At 59.8% G+C, this 20,521-nt stretch carries 15 protein-coding genes; 6 read left to right on the forward strand and 9 right to left on the reverse strand.

What is annotated here, in order from left to right; genetic code table 11:
- Window positions 1-18: 18 nt before the first annotated feature.
- The 5 genes from ACMFWR_RS10615 to ACMFWR_RS10635 all read right to left on the reverse strand — a co-directional run bounded on the left by ACMFWR_RS10615 (window position 19) and on the right by ACMFWR_RS10635 (window position 8,430).
- Window positions 19-1,455, reverse strand: coding sequence for an acyl-CoA dehydrogenase family protein (locus tag ACMFWR_RS10615; RefSeq protein ID WP_413191640.1), 1,437 nt, complete (start codon window positions 1,453-1,455; stop codon window positions 19-21).
- Window positions 1,382-2,320: an ABC transporter permease gene (locus tag ACMFWR_RS10620; protein ID WP_413191641.1), complete on the reverse strand. Its 939-nt coding sequence runs from the start codon at window positions 2,318-2,320 to the stop codon at window positions 1,382-1,384. The genes ACMFWR_RS10615 and ACMFWR_RS10620 overlap by 74 nt, the downstream gene beginning before the upstream one ends.
- Entirely contained in the window at window positions 2,317-4,107 is a 1,791-nt protein-coding gene (locus tag ACMFWR_RS10625) for an ABC transporter substrate-binding protein (protein WP_413191642.1), read from the reverse strand. Before ACMFWR_RS10625 ends, ACMFWR_RS10620 begins: the two co-directional genes overlap by 4 nt.
- 2 nt (window positions 4,108-4,109) lie before the next feature.
- On the reverse strand, window positions 4,110-6,389 hold the full coding sequence (locus ACMFWR_RS10630; RefSeq protein WP_413191643.1) for a TonB-dependent receptor family protein: 2,280 nt from the start codon (window positions 6,387-6,389) through the stop codon (window positions 4,110-4,112).
- A gap of 241 nt (window positions 6,390-6,630) precedes the next feature.
- Window positions 6,631-8,430 carry an ABC transporter ATP-binding protein gene (locus ACMFWR_RS10635; RefSeq protein WP_413191644.1) on the reverse strand — a complete coding sequence of 600 codons (1,800 nt, stop codon included), beginning with the start codon at window positions 8,428-8,430 and terminating at the stop codon, window positions 6,631-6,633.
- A gap of 512 nt (window positions 8,431-8,942) precedes the next feature.
- Between ACMFWR_RS10635 and ACMFWR_RS10640 the strand changes: the two genes are divergently transcribed.
- Together ACMFWR_RS10640 and ACMFWR_RS10645 are read left to right on the forward strand one after the other, a co-directional pair.
- Window positions 8,943-10,016 carry a sigma-54 interaction domain-containing protein gene (locus ACMFWR_RS10640; RefSeq protein ID WP_413191645.1) on the forward strand — a complete coding sequence of 358 codons (1,074 nt, stop codon included), beginning with the start codon at window positions 8,943-8,945 and terminating at the stop codon, window positions 10,014-10,016.
- A gap of 837 nt (window positions 10,017-10,853) precedes the next feature.
- The gene (locus tag ACMFWR_RS10645; RefSeq protein WP_413191646.1) at window positions 10,854-11,411 is read left to right on the forward strand and encodes a hypothetical protein; all 558 of its coding nucleotides are present in this window, start codon (window positions 10,854-10,856) and stop codon (window positions 11,409-11,411) included.
- Between the two features lie 41 nt (window positions 11,412-11,452).
- Here ACMFWR_RS10645 and ACMFWR_RS10650 read toward each other — a convergent pair whose 3' ends face one another.
- From ACMFWR_RS10650 to ACMFWR_RS10660, 3 genes are all read right to left on the reverse strand, one after another.
- Entirely contained in the window at window positions 11,453-11,584 is a 132-nt protein-coding gene (locus tag ACMFWR_RS10650) for a hypothetical protein (protein ID WP_413191647.1), read from the reverse strand.
- Window positions 11,581-11,724, reverse strand: a complete 144-nt coding sequence (locus ACMFWR_RS10655) for a hypothetical protein (protein ID WP_413191648.1) — start codon at window positions 11,722-11,724, stop codon at window positions 11,581-11,583. The genes ACMFWR_RS10650 and ACMFWR_RS10655 overlap by 4 nt, the downstream gene beginning before the upstream one ends.
- A 298-nt stretch (window positions 11,725-12,022) precedes the next feature.
- Window positions 12,023-13,435: an ISNCY family transposase gene (locus ACMFWR_RS10660; RefSeq protein ID WP_413191649.1), complete on the reverse strand. Its 1,413-nt coding sequence runs from the start codon at window positions 13,433-13,435 to the stop codon at window positions 12,023-12,025.
- Window positions 13,436-13,818: 383 nt separating this feature from the next.
- Between ACMFWR_RS10660 and ACMFWR_RS10665 the strand changes: the two genes are divergently transcribed.
- On the forward strand, window positions 13,819-14,964 hold the full coding sequence (locus ACMFWR_RS10665) for a hypothetical protein (protein ID WP_413191650.1): 1,146 nt from the start codon (window positions 13,819-13,821) through the stop codon (window positions 14,962-14,964).
- A gap of 225 nt (window positions 14,965-15,189) precedes the next feature.
- Window positions 15,190-16,128, forward strand: a complete 939-nt coding sequence (locus ACMFWR_RS10670) for a ferritin-like domain-containing protein (protein ID WP_413194847.1) — start codon at window positions 15,190-15,192, stop codon at window positions 16,126-16,128.
- Window positions 16,129-16,268: 140 nt separating this feature from the next.
- On the opposite strand, the gene ACMFWR_RS10675 is transcribed toward ACMFWR_RS10670, so the two are convergent.
- A complete protein-coding gene (locus ACMFWR_RS10675; RefSeq protein ID WP_413191651.1) occupies window positions 16,269-16,973 on the reverse strand; it encodes a methyltransferase family protein in 705 nt (234 codons plus the stop codon).
- A gap of 209 nt (window positions 16,974-17,182) precedes the next feature.
- On the opposite strand from ACMFWR_RS10675, the gene ACMFWR_RS10680 reads away from it, so the two are divergent.
- Together ACMFWR_RS10680 and ACMFWR_RS10685 are read left to right on the forward strand one after the other, a co-directional pair.
- Window positions 17,183-19,984 (forward strand): xanthine dehydrogenase family protein molybdopterin-binding subunit, encoded by a 2,802-nt coding sequence (locus tag ACMFWR_RS10680; RefSeq protein WP_413191652.1) that lies wholly within the window; start codon window positions 17,183-17,185, stop codon window positions 19,982-19,984.
- A complete protein-coding gene (locus ACMFWR_RS10685; protein ID WP_413191653.1) occupies window positions 19,981-20,508 on the forward strand; it encodes a (2Fe-2S)-binding protein in 528 nt (175 codons plus the stop codon). The genes ACMFWR_RS10680 and ACMFWR_RS10685 overlap by 4 nt, the downstream gene beginning before the upstream one ends.
- Window positions 20,509-20,521: the final 13 nt, after the last annotated feature.

Here is a 20,521-nt window from a genome sequence, read left to right on the forward strand (position 1 = left end):
CGCTCCTTGCCGCGGCCGTTATGCGGCGTCGCGTTCTTCGGCGGCGTGCGCAAGCACCACGTCGCCGACGTCGGGTTGACCGCCGGTGTGCGGCGTAGCGGGTTCCGTGGATGTCTTTTCGAATGCTTCACGCCAGGCCGCATCGGGCGTCTTGTCGTTCAGATAGAAATCACCGATCGCGCGCTCGCGCTGGATGGCGGGGTTATGCGACGCAAGCGTGCGTGCGTTGCGCCAGTGACGATCGAGGCGTCGCGATTCGCTGACGGCCGATGCGCCACCGACTTCGAACAGCAACGTCGTGGCTTCGAGTACTTGCCCGATGGCAATTTGCTGACCTTGAAAGGCCTGAATATCGGCTGCCGCGTAGTCGGCCGGCACCGACGTGCCGGCAAGTCGTGCTTCGTGCACGGCCTGCATCGTCGCCGAGACCTGATCGACGATCGCATTCGCCGAGAAGGCGAGGCTCGACAAGCGACCCACCACGCGTTGGACGAGGGGATCATGACGCGGCTCGGACAAACCCGGCACGCCAAAAGTACGCGTCTTTGCCTGAACGAACGCGATCGAGTCCCGAAGCACCGCGTTGGCGATGCCTGCGAGCGCTGCAAGGTGGAAGGTTTGATAGAACGCCGTGATATACGTGTCGGACGGATGCTGACCCGCTTCGAACCGTCGAATCACATGGTCGTCGTCGAGATGAACGTCACGAAAGCGCGTTGTGCCGCTGCCGGTCAGGCGTTGACCGAAGCCGTCCCAGTCATCGACGACGCTCACGCCCGGTCGATCCCTCGGCACGGCGAGACTCACACGCGTTTCCCCATCTCGCGCTGCGGCCACGATCCAGTTCGCGTAGATCGTGCCCGTGCTGTAGTACTTGTCGCCATTGAGCGTCCATCGATCGCCGTCGCTACGCGTCAGTGTGACCGTCGTTTCGGTCGCGGCGGTGCGTTCCGCCATCGCCGCCCCGAACAGCGCGCCATCGACCACACGTGCGTACCACAGCTCACGATTGTCGTCGTCGAGCGCATTGAGCCGACCCTCGACGAATGCAAAGTGCGCGCGCAAGATTTGCGGCAGATTCGAGTCGGCTTCGCCGAGCGCGACGAGCAAGCGAAACAACTGGGGCAGAGTCGCACCGCTTCCACCGTGCTCTCGTGGAATCCGTAGCGCCAGAAAACCTGCTTTGCGCAGGCGCTCGACCGATTCGAAAGCGAGCTCGCGCGATTGCTCACGCGCGATGGCACCGTCTCGGATCTCGTCGAAGATGGGCTGAAAGCGGTCTCTGAGCGCGCGCTCTGACTCGGAGAGGATCGGATGGGCTTGAAAGGTAGCAACCATGGTGACGTATTGAATAGGTAATCGGGATGCCGATATCGACGTGCTAGCGGGGCGCATCGGCGAGCCGGGGATCGATCGCGACATGCGCGAGATCGACGACGAAATTGACGACGACATAGACCGACGCTGAAATCAATGTGACGCCGAGCACGATCGGAATGTCCTTATTGGTGGTCGCATCGAGCATCAGACGACCGATGCCCTGGCGGGAAAACAGCGATTCCGTGACGACAGCGCCGCCGAGCAGACCCGCGAGCACGAAGCTCGATAGCGTGACAAGCGGAATCAGGGCGTGTCGGAGCGCGTGCCCGAGCCGCACGCCGGCTTCCGAGAGGCCACGTGCGCGCGCCATGGCAATGAATGACTGCTCGAGTACGTCGTCGAGTTCGGCACGCAACACTTGCGACAGCACGGCCGCGAGCGGGAGCGCGAGCGTGATGGTCGGCAGCACCAGCGCGCGCCATCCATCGCTGCCGGCCGCCGGAAACCAGTGAAGCCGAAACGAGAAGGCGATCAGCAGCAAGATGCCGGTGACAAATGCCGGCGTAGAAGTCGTGACGAGTTCGGCGCCTGATGCCGTCGACTTGATCCACCGCGCGCGGCCCGCCGTCAGCAGCGCGAACGTCAACGAGAACGCGACCGATACGAACGCGGCGGCTGCGGCGAGTCGGATCGTCGGGCCGATCTGTTGCGCGATCGCGCGAGCGACCGGGATATGGAGCCGATAAGACTCGCCGAGGTCGCCGTGGGCGAGCCGCGCGAGGTAGTGGGTATAGCGAACGAGCAATGGCTGTGTGAGTCCGTATTCCTCGCGCACACGGGCCAGCGCTTCAGGCGTGGGCAACGCATCGGGTCCACCGAGAATGGTGACCGCTGCGTCGCCGCTCGTCGTATTGATCATCACGAAAGTCAGCGTCGCGGCCCCCCATAGCACACCGATGCCGAGTAAAAGGCGTAAGGCGATATGCCGGGCGAGATTCATGACGCTCCTTTGTCGAGCCAGACACTCGTAAAAAACGGCGTGTTGTGCGATGTATCGAACACGACATCCTTGATGCCGCGCCGATACGCAATCAGTGAATAGTTGTCGTACAGCGGTACCGCAGGGACCAGCGCGGTCAATTGTTGCTGTGCACTGCTGTAGAGGCGCTGGAGTTCGACGGGGTCTGCGTTGTGTCGTGCGCGTTCGAGGGTGTCGTCGAGCGTCGGATCGCTGAGGCGGGACAGGTTCTGGCCGACGCGGCGAGCCGAGACGATTTCGTGACTGTCATAGAGGATGTAGAGCCCGTCGGGCGTATTCGTGTGCCAGACGCCTCCCGCAACGGCCTGATAGTCGTTGGCGTTGCGCCGCTCCAGGAGTTGAGCGACCGGCAGCGCGACGAGCTTGAGTTCTACGCCGATTTTCTTCGCGTCCGACTGCACCGCAACGACGCCGGCCGTCGAGACCGATGGGCTTTGATAGACAAGCACTTCGGCCGAGAGTCGCTGCCCATTGCGTGTGCGGTAGCCCGCAGCGTCGCGCGCCGTCCAACCCGCTTCATCGAGCAGGCGATTCGCGGCCGCCGGGTCGTATTTGAGCGTCGTGCGATATGCGGGGTCGTAGTAGCGCGTGTTCACCGCGAGGAAATCGGCTTTTGGCGCGAATTCCCCAAAGCCGACGATGCGCGCAATGCCGTCGCGATCGATCGAATCGGCCACCGCCTTGCGCACGCGCACGTCGTCGAACGGCGGCTTCGATGTGTTGAACGTCAATCCACGATACGGGTTGCCCTGGCGAATGCGGGCCTCAAACACAAGGTCCGGATTCGAGCGGATCGCCGCGGCGTCCTGCGCCGGGGCATCGATCGTCAGGTCGTATTGGCCGGCCGCGAGCGACGTATAGCGGACCATCGCTTCAGGCACGAAGTCGATATCGATGCGTTCGAGATAGGCGGGTCCCGCGTGATGGAGAAAATCGGGTGACCAGTGGTAGTCCTTGCGTCGAACCAGCCGGATGCCTTGCTGACGCGTATAGCTTTCGACGACGAAGGGTCCGGAGCCGACGGGGGCTTCGCCGAGTTGCTTGGGGTGATCCTTGATCGCCCTGGGCGACTCCATCGAAAGCCAGGACTGCGCGAGCACGTTGAGAAACGGCGTATAGGGCTGGCTCAGCGTCGCTTCGAACGTGGTGGCGTCGATGACCTTGCCGCTGACATAGGGCGCGATATACGCTGCCGCGAGCGGCGATTTGGTCGCGGGATCGCGCATATGCTCGAGATTCACGAGCACCGCCTGTGCGTCGAATTTCGTGCCGTCGCTGAACGTCACGTCGTCGCGCAGGTGGAAGGTGTAAGTCTTGCCGTCAGGTGAAACCGTCCATGACTTCGCGAGCCACGGCGTCACGTGTCCCTTGTCGTCGAGGTAGACGAGGTTGTCGTAGATCAAGCGACCGAGGCATTGCGAATTGGTATCGGAGATCGCATGAAAATCGAGTGACCCCGTATCGGCTGCTACCGATACGCGCAAGGTGCCGCCTGTTTTGCCAGGCGACTGCTCGTAGTAGCTGGTGGCCGGATACGAACCTGAAGCCGCCGGTACGGCTGCCGGCGAGGGCGGACGCTGCGACGCCGAGCTGTCGCAGCCCGCCGCCACGGCAAGTGCCGCGCCCGCGAGCACAGCGACGGCCAACCGGCTCGAGCGAACGCCGCGCATGCACACACGAGGCGCTCGACGTACCGCGACGAACGCGGCGTGAAGGAGGCTTGGCGTCTTCAAAGTCGGACTCGGCATGCTTATCTCCACGAGTATTCGACGCCCGCGAATACACCGAAGCCATCGCCCGGGGTGAGCTGTGCGGTATCGACGTGGTTGTTGTTGTAGGTCGGCGATACCGTGTTCGCGTAGTGTTTGTTCGTGAGGTTGGTGAAGTTCAGGAACGTCGACCAGCTCTTGTTTTCCCAGCCCAGCGTTGCGCCGAACACCGTGTAGCCCGGGGTTTCGGTTGTGTTCGCATAGTCGTCCCAGACACTCGACGATGCCGTCACATTGGCCGCCGCGTAAAAGCCCAGTGTCGTATCGACACGCAACTGGCCCTGGTAGTAGTGCACGGGCAGCCCCGGCAGACGGTTGTTGTTGAACACCGGGTCGTGCTTGTAGTGGAAGTCGCTCAGCGTATAGGCCTGGCGATAGGTGACGGCATAGCCAGGGCGTGCGAAAAGCTGTGTCTCGAGGCTCGCCTCGACACCCTGGTGGATCGTCGGCGACGAGTTGTAGTACGAGACGAGCGGGTTCGCGATCGTGCCGGTGTTGACGTCGAGCAACTCGTTGCTGACATTGGATCGATAGATCGCCAACGTCCACTTGTTGTTCGAGATCGTGCCGGTCGTACCGAGTTCGAAGGTCGTCGCGGTTTCGTCTTGCAGGTCGACGGTGCCGGCTGCGAGCCCCTTGGTGACGCCCGTGGCGAAGTTCGTGCCGCTGAGGAATTCCCACGACATTGGCGCCTCGGCGCCGCGGCTCACGTTGCCGTAGATCGAGATGTCGGGCGTGAGTTCGAACTTGAGGCCAATGCGCGGCGAGAAGTTCCACGTGCTGCGGCTGACGCCCGGATACTGCGTTTGCGGAAACACGACCTGAGTCGAACGCTGCGAATTGGCGAAAGCGAGGCCCGTCGTCAGCCACCAGCGCGGCACGATCTCGGTGTTGTTGCTCGCGTGAAACGTAATGTCCTGACCGCCGTACTCGGCACGACGAATCGTTTCACCGACAGGCACATTTGCGGTCGCGCCCGTCGGAATACGTACGACCGTGTCCTGCCAACCGTTCAGATTGCGCGTGGCGAGCACACCGATCTGCGTATCGCTTTCGCGCCCCGCGATCGTGTCGACTCGCTTGTACTGGAGCACGCCGCTGATGTCGGTAAAGCCCCAGATGCCCCAGTTCGCACCTTCGCCGATTTCGATCGGATAGTTGTGATAGACGAAGCCGCCGACAATCTGAGAGTTGGAATCGATCTTGTACGTCGTTTCGTCCGCGATCCAGACCGAGCCCGGTTGCAGCCGGTACGAGTGATATTGGTCGGTGTAGTACGGGTACTGCGCTTGTCGCGGGTTTGCCGCGATCTGTGCGTTCGTCAGCGAGCCCGGATAGTCGAGATTCGTTCTTCGGTAACGAATGTACAGGCGCGTGCTGAGGTCGGAGGTGAATTGGTAGCCGAAGTTTGCGACGACACCCGTGGCCTTCGTCGCCGAATTGACCTGATAGCCGGCTCGATAGGAGTTGGTGATGCTCGCGTAGTAGTCGAAGTTGCCGATCACGGCACCCGAGCTGATTTGTTCCTTCGTATAGCCAAAACTGCCGGCTTCGAAGCGCGCCTGGAAGGGCGCGGCATCGTAGCCTGTCTTGGTTACGTAGTTGATCGCACCGCCGAGCTCGAGCGCACCCGCATCGAACGCGTTGGCGCCGCGTAACACTTCCGTGTACGCGAGCCCCAGCGGCTCGAACAATTCATACGGCGTGCCACCGGGACCCGTGACGGGTAGTCCGTCAAACGAAAACAAGATGCCGGTGCGAAAGTAGTTCGTGCCGCTCTGGATATTCGATCCGCGAATCGAGATCTTCGGACCGTCGGTGCCGCCCGCCGATTGTGCAAACACACCGGGCTGTAATGAGAGCACGTCGGCGTTGGTCTGCACGCTTGCCTGTCCAACAGCGGTGTTATCGATGACGCTCGTGCCGCCCGGTATATCGGCAAGCTTGTCTTTCACTGCGTCGACGCGTGATTCCTTTTTAGCGTGCACCACGACGGTGGCGACCTGAGCTTGTTGTGCTCCACCGTCAGATGAGGTTTTGCCAGTGCCTTTCTGCGCAGCGGCGTTGTTGCCTGGCGTATTGCCTGATTGCGGGTCGTTTTCGTCGGCATGTGCCACGCCCGGCGCGATCGATAGTGCCCCGCTCGCGATCAGCACGTGCAGGAGTCTGCTGCGTGTGAATGGAATGGCAAACGCCGACCGATCAATGCGTACCCCCGTACCGATACCCTTGTGCGTGTGTGCGTGAATCGTTCTTCTCATAACGTTTTTGTGCTCATCCGTTTAAGCTTGTTCGTCGCGATGACGCTGTTTGATTGAAATTCAATTTACCTTTGAGACCGTGGCCGAAAAAACAACCATTTCTCGTTTGCTTATGTTCTAAATCGCCTATTGACCCTGTTCGACTCCATTCAAATGGCGAGTGAATCCACGCGGCGATAGAGACTCGCTACGATTGAATGAATGCGGGGGATGCGCGGCAGTGAATCGACCGCCGGTCGGATCAGTTCATGACGGGGCTGGCCGAGCGGGCTTCGAATTCGCGCGGTGTTGCGGCAGGGCGCGCGGGTGGTTCGCCGTATTGCGAAGTCCAAAGTTGCGCGTATCTGCCGCCGCGCTCGATGAGCGCCGCGTGACTGCCGTCTTCTACGATGCGGCCTGCGTCGAATACGAGAATGCGGTCGAGGTGAGCGATCGTCGACAAGCGATGGGCGATCACAATGACCGTACGCGCACCCGAAAGATCGTCGATCGTTTCCTGAATGGCCCGCTCGGTCACCGAATCGAGGCTCGAGGTCGCTTCGTCGAGAATCAGAATCGGCGCGTTTTTCGCGATCACCCGTGCAATCGCGATGCGCTGACGCTGTCCGCCTGAGAGCGTGACGCCGCGTTCGCCGACGAGCGAGTCGTAGCGCTTGTCGAGCTTGCCGATGAAGCCGTCGGCATGGGCGCGTCGGGCGGCATCGTGAATCGAGTCGTCCGAGGCATCGATGTCACCGTAACCGATGTTCTCAGCGAGGGTTCTATGAAACAGGCTCGGGTCCTGCGGAATCAATCCGATCTGGGAACGCAGCGCGACCTGACGTACGTCGCGGATGTCGACGCCGTCGATCTCGATCGAGCCCGCCTGCGGGTCGTAGAGACGGAGGATCAAATTGACGAGCGTCGACTTGCCTGAGCCCGAGAAGCCGACGAGGCCCACGCGCTGGCCCGGCTCGATCGTGAGGTTCAGATGATCGAACACGGGCTTGTCAGCCTTGTAGCCGAAGCGCACGTCACGAAACACGATTCGGCCTTGGGCAAAGACGGCATCCGTCGCGTCAGGCTTGTCGACGATCTCGATCGGCCGGACGATCGTCCTGACGCCGTTCTCCACGTTGCCGACGAACTCGAAGAACTCGAGAAAGCGCCTGCTCAGATTTCGTGTGTCGCTGATCACGAGCAGCGCCAGGCTGGTCGTCGTGACGAAACTGCCGACGCCAATGACCCCGTCGCGCCAAAGCCTCACTGCGATATAGAGCGTTGCGACCTTCAGCAGCATGGCCGCGAGGAACTGGAACCAGCGGATCCATTCCATGCGCAAACCGGTTGCATGCGAAATCCGGCTCTCGCGTTCGAGAAAGCGTGCGAGATAGCCGACCTCGTACGCGAAGCGGGAGAACAACCGCACGCTCGAGAGATTCGATACCGCATCGACGATCTTGCCATTCGTCTCGCTACGCGCCGCGGCGCTGCGTTGCGCATAAGGTTGGCAACGCCTGGCGAGGAAATAGGAAATGCCGACGAATGCCACCGACCAGCCGAGCATCACGGCGGCCAGCAAGCCGGATGTGCGGTAGAGCAGCACGGTCGAGATCGTAAGCGTCACGAAAATCGGCAGGAAGTCGAACAACACGGCCCAGAGCGTCTGGCTCACGCCCGAACTCGTTTCGGAAATCCGGTGCGCAAGTGCGCCCGCGAAATGGTTCGTGAAGTAACGGTGCGAGTGGTTCTGCAAATAGGCATACATGTCACGCGCAACGGCTGCACGCAGTCGCGGACCCACCCAGATCTGGCATGCGCCACCCACGCGCGCGAATACGACCTCACCGAACGCGAGTGCGCAGAACAGTACGAGCGGACCCCGTGTGATCTCGGCGAACAGCGCGTCGTTGGTCTGATGGGAGGGCGACGAGACCGCACTTGACACGACGTGGACCATCGAGCCGATCGCATACGGAATCAGAATGGACGTGCCGGCCGCGCCGATTTCGGCGATCACAATCGCGACGTACCACGCACGGAAGCGCAAAACGAAGTGCAAGATAAAGCGTAAGGGGTCACCAGGCAGCGGCGGGATGTCAGTCGTAGCGGGGGAGGCTGGGGGCATCAATGAACCTGGAAAGTGTCGCGATGGAAATCGAGCGAACGCGGTGCACTGACTGACTATGCGTGCGTCACTGAATGGAGCATTTCCATTTGCAAGGTGTATGCCACGCGTTGTTCGCGCGACGGCGCGATGGCGTCATCGCCGACTACCGGCCTACATGCGGCGCGCTTATGACGTGGCTCGATAAGCATCGAACGAACGCGAGCGATCACTGGATAAATTTGTGCAGCAGTGCAACACACAGTGTTCTCGAATCGACCACGCGATCTACACATGCCAGTGCGGTGCATTCCAAATCGTGGAGTGACACGGGTCGCTGTTAAGTACGTGTCGCATAGGTTTTCTTAAGTGTTACCGCGTCATAAGCATTTCTAATTTAAGACTTTCAACAGCTTTGAAACGGCTGGTATGGTGAAGGCTCAACATGTGACCTGCACGGGATCGATTTGAGTGTCTCTCTACCCGTTCCCCCCGATGCTTACGAGGACGTGCCGCTCTTTTGCGACCCGGCGTCCCGGGCGCTGCTTGCGCGCATCGAGCGTATTGCACCGAGTGAGGCCACAGTACTGCTGTTCGGAGAGACGGGTTCGGGTAAGGAGCGGGTGACACGGCAGATCCATCGGCAGAGTCGGCGTAGTAACGGGCCGTTTGTCGCGATCAATTGCGCGGCGTTGTCCGATACGTTGCTTGAAAGCGAACTTTTCGGTCACGAGCGTGGCGCGTTCACGGGTGCGGTGCAGCGGCAAGCCGGCTGGTTCGAAGCGGCCAACGGTGGCACCTTGTTTCTCGACGAAGTCGGTGAGCTGTCGCCAAACGCGCAGGTCAAACTGTTACGCGTGCTACAAGAGCGTACGGTGTCGCGTATCGGGTCGCGCACAGCGTTGCCTGTCGACGTCAGGATCATTGCCGCAACCCACGTCGATCTTTGGGAGCGCACGAAGGCGGGGCGCTTTCGAGAGGATCTGTACTATCGGTTGCGCGTCGTGTCGCTCGAGATTCCACCCTTGCGGAAGCGCCCCGGCGACATCCTTCCACTTGCCCGGCATTTCATCGAAAAGTATCGCAATCGATCGCAGATGTCGTTGGCGATGTTGTCGGCGAATGCCGAAGCGACGTTGCTCGCGTATGACTGGCCCGGCAATGTACGCGAACTCGAAAGCGCCATTCAACGGGCGTTGCTGGCGAGCCCGGCAGGCATCCTGAAAGCGTGCAACCTCGGCCTCGATGTTCCAAAGCGCGGACCCACCGCGCCAGCGGATGTATCCGACGCGCTGATGCGGCTGCGCGCACATCTCACCGAATTGTTGTCGCTCGATGTCCCCGACCTGTATGAAACGGTCGACAAAGCCATCATGCTTGCCGCGTTCGACTACGCGGGGCGAAATCAGATCCAGACCGCCGACCTACTCGGTATTTCACGCAGCGTCGTGCGGACCCGACTGCAACGGTTTGGCGTGATCGAAGGTGGGTATCGACGCCGCCGCGCGCGGCGTCGTTCGCGAGGAGAGGGCCGTGGTTGATCAAAGGCGAGCGGCATGCAATGTCGAAAGGTTCCGGCAGCAACTTCCTGCTTTTCTCAGTTTTCGCCTGCGGCCATATGCGCCATGAACGCAATGTTGTTGGGACGTACCGTTGGGCAGGTTGGCGCGTTTTTCTTACTATTGTTCGGTCAAGTGTAAGTGGGCTGATTATAGGAGTACACCTGCAACGTATCTGACGGCAAATATCCGATAGGCTTAATCGATCCGTCAGAGCCTGTCGCGAGCCCATCAAGTTCCCCAATTATATTTCCATTCGGATCTTTGAGTACGAGCATATTGTGCCCGGCGATACCGAAGGGGATAGGTAACTGCACTTCACTTATTGTGTAGGTTCCGGCTGGCATTTTATTTTCCTCGAAATATTCTATGCAATTAGACGAAAATTTACTCGTGCGTCGCTTCGTCTCGTTAAACTATCGAGCGCTACACGCAATCAATTGCCTTCAAATTGTGTTTCGAAATACCATCAAAGCCATTGACACAAAACTCAGTAGAGTGCGCAATCGTCGATTGATTATTAATAATTTATTGTTGATTTTGCAATTCAAATACTATTCTTCAAATGATTGTCTTGCGGCAGTGGCAAATTGAAGCCAATCATCAGAGAAAGCGCTGATGCGTACACTGATAAATCGCGTGATAAGAAATTAAAATCTTCAGTACGCTACGTCTTGCGGTCTATCGGCTCACGAATGCTAATTTGAGGCTTGAGAGCTTGATTGCCGCAGGATGATGGATAGACGGCGCAGCCTATGATGGCTAAGGTATCTCATGCCAATAGTGCGCCCCACCAACTAAGATGCACGGAGACTTGTCATGAAAAATGTCACAACGTTGATTCTCATGATCCTTGCCGGTGTGGCCTGCACGGCTTGTCAACTCAACAACGTGCGAACTCTATCGAACATAGAGGTTCCCTCCGACGACCGTACCACGATCGTGTATGGAATACGGGTCGATGGCCCTTGGGCACACCAGAAATTTGGGGTGAATCTCGATGAATATGACCTGAATCAGCAAAACATCTCAGGAAATTGCTTTCGCTTTAACAGGATGGAGGCATCTGTAGATTCATCTGCTCGCGAAATGCGGTATTTCGAATTCGACGCGAAGCCTGGGTACTACGTGTATAGCGTGTTCAATGGCGCGCAACTTCGAGATAAGAACATGGCGTCGCGGGCCTTTGTAGCCCCGCAGCGTGCCGTCGTATATGTCGGTGACTTCATTCTCGGCCCCGACGGAAAGGTTGAGTTCGAACAGGAGGCACCGCGCGCCCAACGGGCATTGACACCAATTGGCGCGCAGGTGGAAAAGTTTGGCATAGCTCAATTAGTTGAGGTACGTAGCCCGAAGCCCTTTGTTTGCACGCCATGAAGCGTTTTCACTAGCCCGCCCGCGAACCGACTTTTACGACGCTAGGCGAGGGCACCAACAAGTGCGAGCGCTTGCGGGGTGTATTGAAACAAGACGTTCCGACCGTCGTCCGCCAGTTGCGCTAGCGGAAAACGTTCTCCCCAGCCGGCATAGATCACATCGAGTTTCTTCATTTCGAATCCGTTTTGCGGCGAGCGCGCTGGCGTGAACGGCTTGCGGCCTCGGCTTCCATTTGTTCGATGCTTACCGGCTGCACCGTGAACACAGCCTCGAGCTGCTCAATCAATCCCAGTGTCCCGGCCACGCGCAGCATGACTTCGACGGTGACGAGTCCGGTCCGTTCGAGGGTGCGCAGCGCGCCACGGGAGACGGCGGCACGCGCTGCCTAAAGACACTTATAGCTTCGTTCAAATTGGGTCTTTGACCCGAGGGTCCCGATCCAGGTGCACGGTCCAAACCTGCGTGCCGGGCAAAAGCGGACATTTCAATCTTGCTCAAACACGACATTAGGATATTGCTCTTACATACGATGTTGGGGCCGGGTTCAGATGTCGGGGTTTGAGCTAGATAGAAATGTCGTAGTTGAAGTTGAAGAGCAGGGTGGTGGAGGCTTAGTGCAGTGGACCACTCTGCGGATTCCAGTGCGGTGTTGCGTGCTCCAGGGCGGCTTTAAAATCGTCGTCCGTCATCGCTCGAGATGTCTTGCGACCTTGCCGATTCAAGTGCTCGCGCACAGCCTCATCCCGATGCGCGCGCGACGGCGCCGGTTGCGTGCGGCGATCGTCACGCTGCGCCTGCATCGCGGCGGCGAGCTGCAACGCGTGACCCAGGCGCTTGTGATCGATCACCGCGCCCTGATCGATCTGCGCGAGCCGGTCATACGGCACGTACGGCAACGACTCGCCATTGGCCCAGATCTCCACCGTGCCGTCCGGATACTCGACCACATCGACGTACCGATGGATCAGCGCCTGATTCGCCGGCGTGTCCTCGAGCAAATAGATCACGCGGTCGTACTGCACCGTCAGCACGTTGGTGACCTTGCGCAACACGCGCCAGGTCAGGATCTGGTCAAGCCGCTCGTCTTCACGCACCGGTCGGTGCGCATCGAAGCTGCTCCTCGGCGGCTTGGCGAAGCGCGCGTTGTAGTCGACCATGAAGCAGGGCGCATACGCATTGGCGGCCTCCTTCGTGCTGATGCCACGCAGCCTCAGCTCCTTGACCAGACGATCCTGCAAGGTCAGGTGCGCACGCTCGACGCGGCCCTTGGCCGCGCTGCTGTTGGCACACCAGGTCTCGATGTTGAGCTCGTACAAGGCCCGCCCGTATTGGGTCACGCCCGGTTGCGGGGCCGTCGCCGGGGGCTTGTTGACGTGAAACACCGAGGCCTTGTCACTGTAGAACGCGACCGGCTTGCCATAGCGTTCCAGATACGCGCGCGTCGCCTCGAAATAACTGAAGGTCGATTCGGTCGCGGTGAAATGCAGCATCATCAGCTGGCTCGTCGCGTCGTCCACAAACACCAGCAGCGTGCACATCGGCGCGCGGTCCTCGAACCACGCGTGCTCGCAGCCATCGATCTGGATCAGCTCGCCCAGGCACGCGCGGCGTGCGCGCGGCTGATGGATCTGGGGCAGCCGGTGTTTGCGCGGGATCCAGAGGCCGGCGATCGTCATCAGGTGCCTGAGCGTCTCAGTACCCAGCACGATGCCGTGGCATTCGCGCAGCTTCTCGTTGGCGAACGTCGGCCCGAAATCCGGGTAGCGCTCACGAATGATCGCGATTGCCTGGTCTGCCAGTCCATCAGGCAAATGATGATTGCTCGGGCGATCTCGATGCCGAGACGTGAGCCCCATGGCGCCTTCGACTCGGAAGCGCTTGGTCAGTCGCTCGATCTGACGTCGGCTGATACCGAGCCGCTCGGCAGCACGCCACGGCATCAGCAGGCCGTCGGCGACCGCCTGAATGACCTTGAGACGATCGAACTCGCTCATGCTCATGGTGATCAATCCTCGTCGATCCATGATCGTCTCCCAGCGCGCTGAACACCGCAAGCATGCGCCGGAAGCGGCCCGGGTGCGACATTTCTATTTGGGCCAGATACGACATCTCTACTTGGGTCCCACATACGATCACTGCATAATTTGCGTTATGTAAACTAAATGATCAGCGAACAAACTCGATAGCTCGGCGTCCCGACCTTCCTCTTAGGTATCACTACAGTTACCACGCGCGCGTTCACCCTCAACCCATCATGCCTGCGGTGAGTTGCAGCGAGATATGTAAATTCCCGCGACGATATTTACGGAAACTGAGCGAGTTCCAACCTCGCCGGGCGGCCTGGCGGCGATACGCCAACGTTCGTTGGCGCGTGCCCCGAGCCCGGTGCGCACCACGGAAATAGCCGATGCTTGTCAACGTATTTAACTCGATCGCCACTGGAATCAATGGTGCCGGCACCGTCCTCAGGGTCACACAACGTGGAGTCGACGGATTCAGCCGTTCTTGTCAATGCCTTGCCACGGGCCTGACGGCCGTCTCGAACGCGATGGGCCGCGTCTCCGGCCACAGCTTTATGCACACAAAATCGACCTTGCCGCCATCAACGCGACTACCGGGAAAGGTGGGTCTTCAGGGCGGCGATCGACCCGGAGACCCGTCATCGAGCCGGCTCGATTCAATAGATCGCGCTCAAGAGCGCGTGAGAGGACTCCGGGCGATGGCGGAATGCGTCGACGGCCCGCAGCATTTTGCCGCGATGCAAAGTTGTCTGACGCGCCCCGACCTGCTTCAGCAACTCACAACCACGCTGGACGGCATCGATGCCAGGACCCCGCTCTTGCAATTGCAGCGCCTTACGTCGCTGTTTGTGAAGTTTTTTCACGTCGTCACGTACGTCTGTGAACGGGGCCAGTGCGATGCGGGTCGCTTTTGGCAGACGCTCGTCGTTGCGACTGACAGGGCCGTTCCCCGCGAGACGGATCGCGACAGCCCTGCTTTCGATTCTCTGCTTGGCGTGCTCGCTCGCGCCCCCACCTTACCGCCCGGGCTCGTCGCTGAATATGTCACGCTCATCGATACGCTTCTCAATGCGTTTTCGCAAGAGCGGCGTAGCGACCTCATCGCGCAGCTTCACCAATATGCTTGCTTAGGGGATATGCGCAATGTCGGTCTTTTTGATGAACTCGAAGCGGTACATCCCGCCTTCATGACGTCGGAAACGGCGAATGAGTTTCGTGAAGGGTTCAGGTTCTGGAATCTGACGCGCGATGCGTACGGGTCTGCCAAACGCCTGGCGACAGCCCGAGATGTCCATATCGCCCCATCCCCGAGTAACACGCTTCCTCACGAAGGTGCCAATGCGCGCCAGGCATCGTCCTACGTAAGAACTCCAGCAGCGCAAGCTCCCCACGAAAACAACCCTTCCAAGGCCTCCAGAGCGCATCAGTATCCCGACACAGATGCTTCGCCAGCGCGAACGGTGGGCCAGCGGATCAAGGCTGCCTTCGCCTCGGTACTCCATTTCTTCAAGCGTATTTTCCGCGCAGCGTAACGGTGCAACGGGCCTCGCGTGGCGCCGGATTCTGCAAGGTCGACGCGCCGCTCGCCAGACCCTGAGTCGTCGCGATGAGCGTGTCCCGGGCCGCTGCGCGCCGTTTTCTCAAATCACGTATTCTGGCTCGCATGCGATGACGTAGGAGCTTGGGGCATGCGCAATCCGATTCCGATGACAGCGGGCGGAACTGCTTTTGACGCGGAGAATCTGGTTCCCGGTTTTATGGAGCCCCGGCTTCCACTCGAACCTCCCGACGCGGCCGCGCTCGAAGCAGCGGATCGAAAGATGCGTTATTGGCAAAGCAAGGTCGTCGGCCCGCTTCCGGCAGGCTCGGATTTGCACAAGCGTGAAATGTGCCGCATGTTCAGCGAGACGTTCAACCCGTACCGTCCTTCGGTGCTGAGTTGGCCGAATCTCGATGCCGAGACACGCAACAAGATCGTCTCGCTGCCGATCTGGGATATCGCGGTGCAGACCGAGGGAAAAGCGCGGCTGCGCATGGCGGCCTACGCAAGCCAGCAGTTGGACATCGATGTCCGTCACGCGCTCGCGCTGAATGCATGGGAAGAAAGCCGCCACAAGGACGTGTTGTCCCGTCTCGTCGAGGCTTACGGCATCAAACTCGCAAAGGAAGCCCCTTATGTGTATCCGAAAGATACACAGTGGGCCTATCTCGTCACTGGCTACAGCGAATGTATCGACAGTTTCTTCGCATTCGGACTCTTCGAGGTTGCGCGGCGCTCCGGTCTTTTTCCGCCTGAGCTTACGGACACGTTCGAGCCCGTCATTCAGGAGGAATGCCGTCATATCCTCCTCTTTGCCAACTGGGTCGCATGGTATCGCGCCAACCTGCCCTGGTATGCGCGGATCGGCTTTGAACTCAAGGTCGCTGCGGTCTGGGTATTTCTTGTCTGGGAGCGAATCGGCGTTGCGCGCACGCTCGACGCAGACGGGAATGAAGTCAGGCAGGACAGCAAGTTCACCGTTAAAGGCGCACAGGACGTGTCGACGGGCAAGATCGCGCCTGGCGATCTCATGCGGCTCTGCCTGAAGGAAAATGATCGACGTTTTGCCGGATATGACGCACGTCTGCGGCGCCCCGAAACGATGCCGCGCCTCGTACGATTCGCTTTACGCTTCATGAAACAAAAAAAGGGCTGATTTCGTCTCAGGCCAATATGAGGTCAGCGTACGAGGTCAGCGCAGCTCCATGCCGTCGGCATTCGGTACGTCTGACAACGAACGTCCTTTAAGCACCGCGTACTTTCTCGGCCCGATGTCGCATATACGGTGCCGTTGAATCAAAAGACATACGGAATCAATCGCCACCTGACTTGCTCGCAATATGCGCTATATCCCGCAAGGGTCTGCTTGAGCAGGCGCTCTTCGTCGAGCAATCTCCAGATCAATGTCGGGACAACCACCGCGAAAACGGCGATCCCTAGCCATGAACCGAGTGTCAATGGCGAGCCGATCAGCATCAATGACGCTGTCGCATACATCGGATGCCGTACCCACCCATATAAGCCGGTCGTCACGACTTTCTGCTCGTCGGCCACTTGAACGGTCGCACTGGCGAACGTGTTGACCCGGTAGACCGCGTAGATGCCCAGGAAGCCGAGGCAGACCAGGGCTACCCCGGCGCACTCGACCAGAAACGGCGTATGTGTCCAGCGTAGCGGGTATCCCCACCGATAGTCGAGCGCAGGTACGACTATCAAGCCGATAAAGCCGACTGATGCGAGCGTCATGATGACCCTTTGGGCGCCCCGACCTTCGGCAAACGGGCCGCCTCGCATTCTTCGTTCAAGCAACGCCGGGTCGTGGTGAATCAGGTAATCGGTCGTCCACGCCGATGCGCCGACAAAGATGATCCAGTACACCCACCCTTGCACGTAACTGAGCGTGCCTGCGCCGACGAACAGCAACACGCCCATGATCAACCCGAGCGCGGCCACGCTGAGCCAGGCACGAAAGAAAAGCGATGCGCGCTGATTTCGATTCACAGCATTCCTTTTCGGTGGTGCAGACGCAACGTATAGCTTCACGCAGGAAAACCATACCTTGCAATCGTTAAATGTACTCAATACGATTACCGCACATTCGAATCGAAACACGCGAGTGAAACGATTCGGATTACGAATGGATAGCGCGCTAACGGCGCGCATCACGCGAGCAGGCACCTTGCGAACGAGGCTGCAGGCGGAGGCGCGCGATGGCATACGAGATACCCGTCACCCGTCGGACCTTTCTGAAGCTGGTGGGAAGCAGCACGGCCATCGCGATCTCGATCCATAGCTTGCCGGCGATGGCCCAGTGTACGGGCAGTTACGCACAAGCGAACAGCCTCCGGGACCCTCGCGACGACACACGCCTGGACGCAGGACCGCAGTGGTCCGCCCGGCCGGGCGTCGCGCGTTGGCGAATCGACGGCCTGCCGAAAGTGACCGGTCAGAAAATCTATGCGCGTGACTTCAAAGCGCGCGATTTCAAATGGCCCGATGAGCAATGGCTCTATGCGGTGCGTTGCAACCGCGTCGACCGGAACTTCACCGGTATCGATCTGAGCATGCTCGATGATCAGCCCGTCACCATCATCGACGATGCTCTGACCTCGCGGCACAAGATCGACACGCGCTGTTACACATCGTCAGGTGCGACGGAGCCTCCCCTGCTCGCTCGCAAGGACCAGCCCCCTGACTTCTACGGCCAACCCGCCGCCCTGCTGATTTTTGCCGATTTCGATACCTATCGCCGCGCGAAGCGGCAACTCGATTTCAACTCCAACGTCGTGCGCTATGGTCCGCCGCTGGGCACGTCGCACCGCGCTGCACTCGGAAAGATCCCCTACGATGAAACGAATGTCCGTGCACCTGAGTTGCCCGGTGACCCGTCCAAACCCTTTAACAAGGCCTCCTTGTCGCGAGATGTCTACAACGCCCATGTGGATGCGGTAGGCCAGCAAGTCAGGCGGACTGCGGAAACCTCTGAAACCGAAAAAGGCTGGATCAAGGTCGGCACCGATGAAGGCGGTCGATTCGACACGCCCTCGATCGATCCGGTCTTTCTGGAACCTGAATCGGGACTCGCTTACTACGATGCGAGCAAGGGAGCGTTACGTCTTGTGCTGGGCACGCAGTCCCCCAATGACGACGCCAACAACGCCTGCCATCTGTTCAACAACAGCGACATCACGATCAGCGGCGTCGACATCATTGCCTGCTATCCGGGTGGTGGCTTCGGCGGCCGCGACAAGTCCTATTTCCCGATCTACCTGGCGCTCGCGGCGCCTTTTGCCAAAGGCGCGCTGCGCTGGCAGCAGTCACGCTATGAGCAGTTTCAAGTGGGGCTCAAACGCTGTGAATCGAGCTTTACCGAATCGCTATGGGTCTCGCCGGCGGGCAAATTCGAAGCAATCGACTGTGAATTCACGCTGAGCGGCGGCCGCAAGACGAACCTTCAGGCTGCCGTGGCAAGCCTTGCAGCGATGAGTGCGATGAGCTGCTATGAGATCCCGCTCGCGCGCTCACATGGTGTGGCGAATTTCAGTTACGACGTCTTTGGCGGCTCACAACGCGGGTTTGGCGGACCACAGGCTTTTCTCGCGATCGAAACGTTGATCGACGAAGCGGCACAACGGCTTGGCAAGGATCCTTTCGAGCTTCGCAAAGCGAATCTGCTCGCCCCCGGTAAAGGCGCAACGATCACCGGCGCTCCGATCCTCTTCGATCTTCAGCTCGATCAGATCATGGAGCCCTTGCGTCGCCACCCGCTCTGGCAAGAGCGTCATCGTGTCGCGGCAGAGCGTGCTCGTGGCAGCGCCGGTCGGAACAAGAAGTATGGCGTTGGCTTTGCGATGTCGAACCAGGCGTACGGTTCGGGCACGACCGAAGGCATGTTCGGGATGATCGAGATTCTCCCCGATGCCACCTTGCGCGTGCGCACGACCTACACCGATATGGGAAACGGCGCGGCCACCACGCTGTCGCTCGCACCTGCGACATGGCTTGGACAGAACGCGAACTCGATCGCGATGAGTCAGATCGACGTGTTCAATGCGTTCCAGCTGTCGAGTTACGCGAAGTACACGGACGCTCACTACATTCCGGGCAAGACCTACGGTTCGTCGAGCTCGTGCCTCGGCGCGTTTCATCAACACCATGCCGTCGAGGAAGCGGCGCATGTGCTGCATTTGCAGGCGGTGCTTCCGGCCGCGCGTATCTACTGGAGTGCCCCGACTCTTACACCCGACGACATCCACTGGGTCGAAGGGAGATTGGTGCCCGTGTCGAAGGCACGCTCCAAGCTCAAGGCGAACAGTCTGCATCCTTTGACGTGGCCCATGCTCCGGAGTCTGATCGAGCGCCATAGCCTCCATACGATCGCCGTCGTCCACGCAAGCTACACGGGCGCGTTCTGGCGCTTCACGTTTCCGTTCCAGTCCGGGGCCTGCAAGGTCGATTGCGATTTCGTCGCGACCGGCACGGACATCAAGACACTGACGCAACTGACGAGAGCGGAAAGCGCGGCTCCGTCGAGCGCACCGACGAAAATCAATTCGAACTACGGTCGCGACACGTATGCGCCTGCCGGTGCGCTCGTCGCGCTCGAAGTCGACACGAAGACCGGTCGGGTTCATGTCGAAAAGGTGGTCGCAGCGGTCAACACCGGCGTGATGATCTGCCCGCCGATCGTCGAGGGCCAGCTTTACGGGGGTATTGCCATGGCCATTGGCAACGTGCTCTGCGAGAACTGTATCCCGGGCGATGACGGACCCGGAGGCGGAGGCTGGAATCTCGATCGATATCAGATCCTTCGCATGAGCGACATGCCTGACGCGGCCTTGATCCCGATCACTGCGCCAGCGGACAAGGCCCAACATGCAGGGCGCGGTATCGGCGAAGCCGTCATGTGCCCGATCGCGCCTGCCGTGCTCAATGCACTGGCGATGGCCACGGGGGTTCGGTTTCGAACGACGCCGGTGACGCCGCAACGCATCCGCGAGGCCCTTACATGAGCACGGACGCATTCGAGCTGCATGTGAACAATGCGCGCTACTTGATCGATGCACGTGATGCGGATATGACACTGCTCGAGTACTTGCAGGAGCGGCTGGATCTCACGGGCACGAAGTTCGGATGCGGTATTGGCGTATGCCGTGCCTGCACCGTCGGCGTGCGCAGTGCTCCGGGCGCAGTCCTCGAGAAAACGCTGGCGTGCTCGACCCAGCTCGGCGCGGTGGCAGGCATGCACGTCGAGACCGTCGAGAGTCTTGCGGCCAACAATGTGCTGTCCGATCTGCAGCAGCGCTTTCTCGAACTCTTCGCGTTTCAATGCGGCTACTGCACGCCGGGGTTCCTTACGGCGGCGACCGCCATGCTTGAGCACATCGAACGCAACCCCGTGAGTTCCGGCGATATCGACTCGATGATCGACACGTGGGTCGGCGGCAATCTGTGCCGCTGTTCGGGCTACCTCAAGTACAAGCAGGCGATCGCCGAGGTCGCACGCCGACGTCTGCATAAGGGGATGTGGCGATGAAGCCCGGCGTCTC

Origin of the sequence: Pararobbsia alpina (assembly GCF_965118125.1) — a bacterium.
Taxonomy (GTDB): Bacteria; Pseudomonadota; Gammaproteobacteria; order Burkholderiales; family Burkholderiaceae; genus Pararobbsia; species Pararobbsia alpina_A.

Excerpts from the sequence above, each read along its gene's own strand:
- ACMFWR_RS10615 (WP_413191640.1), bottom strand. The coding sequence starts at position 1,455 with ATGTCGTCGTCAATTTCGTCGTCGATCTCGCGCATGTCGCGATCGATC.
- ACMFWR_RS10620 (WP_413191641.1), bottom strand. The coding sequence starts at position 2,320 with ATGAATCTCGCCCGGCATATCGCCTTACGCCTTTTACTCGGCATCGGT.
- ACMFWR_RS10625 (WP_413191642.1), bottom strand. The coding sequence starts at position 4,107 with ATGCCGAGTCCGACTTTGAAGACGCCAAGCCTCCTTCACGCCGCGTTC.
- ACMFWR_RS10630 (WP_413191643.1), bottom strand. The coding sequence starts at position 6,389 with ATGAGAAGAACGATTCACGCACACACGCACAAGGGTATCGGTACGGGG.
- ACMFWR_RS10645 (WP_413191646.1), top strand. The coding sequence starts at position 10,854 with ATGAAAAATGTCACAACGTTGATTCTCATGATCCTTGCCGGTGTGGCC.
- ACMFWR_RS10650 (WP_413191647.1), bottom strand. The coding sequence starts at position 11,584 with ATGAAGAAACTCGATGTGATCTATGCCGGCTGGGGAGAACGTTTTCCG.
- ACMFWR_RS10655 (WP_413191648.1), bottom strand. The coding sequence starts at position 11,724 with ATGCTGCGCGTGGCCGGGACACTGGGATTGATTGAGCAGCTCGAGGCT.
- ACMFWR_RS10660 (WP_413191649.1), bottom strand. The coding sequence starts at position 13,435 with ATGGATCGACGAGGATTGATCACCATGAGCATGAGCGAGTTCGATCGT.
- ACMFWR_RS10665 (WP_413191650.1), top strand. The coding sequence starts at position 13,819 with ATGCTTGTCAACGTATTTAACTCGATCGCCACTGGAATCAATGGTGCC.
- ACMFWR_RS10670 (WP_413194847.1), top strand. The coding sequence starts at position 15,190 with ATGGAGCCCCGGCTTCCACTCGAACCTCCCGACGCGGCCGCGCTCGAA.
- ACMFWR_RS10680 (WP_413191652.1), top strand. The coding sequence starts at position 17,183 with ATGGCATACGAGATACCCGTCACCCGTCGGACCTTTCTGAAGCTGGTG.
- ACMFWR_RS10685 (WP_413191653.1), top strand. The coding sequence starts at position 19,981 with ATGAGCACGGACGCATTCGAGCTGCATGTGAACAATGCGCGCTACTTG.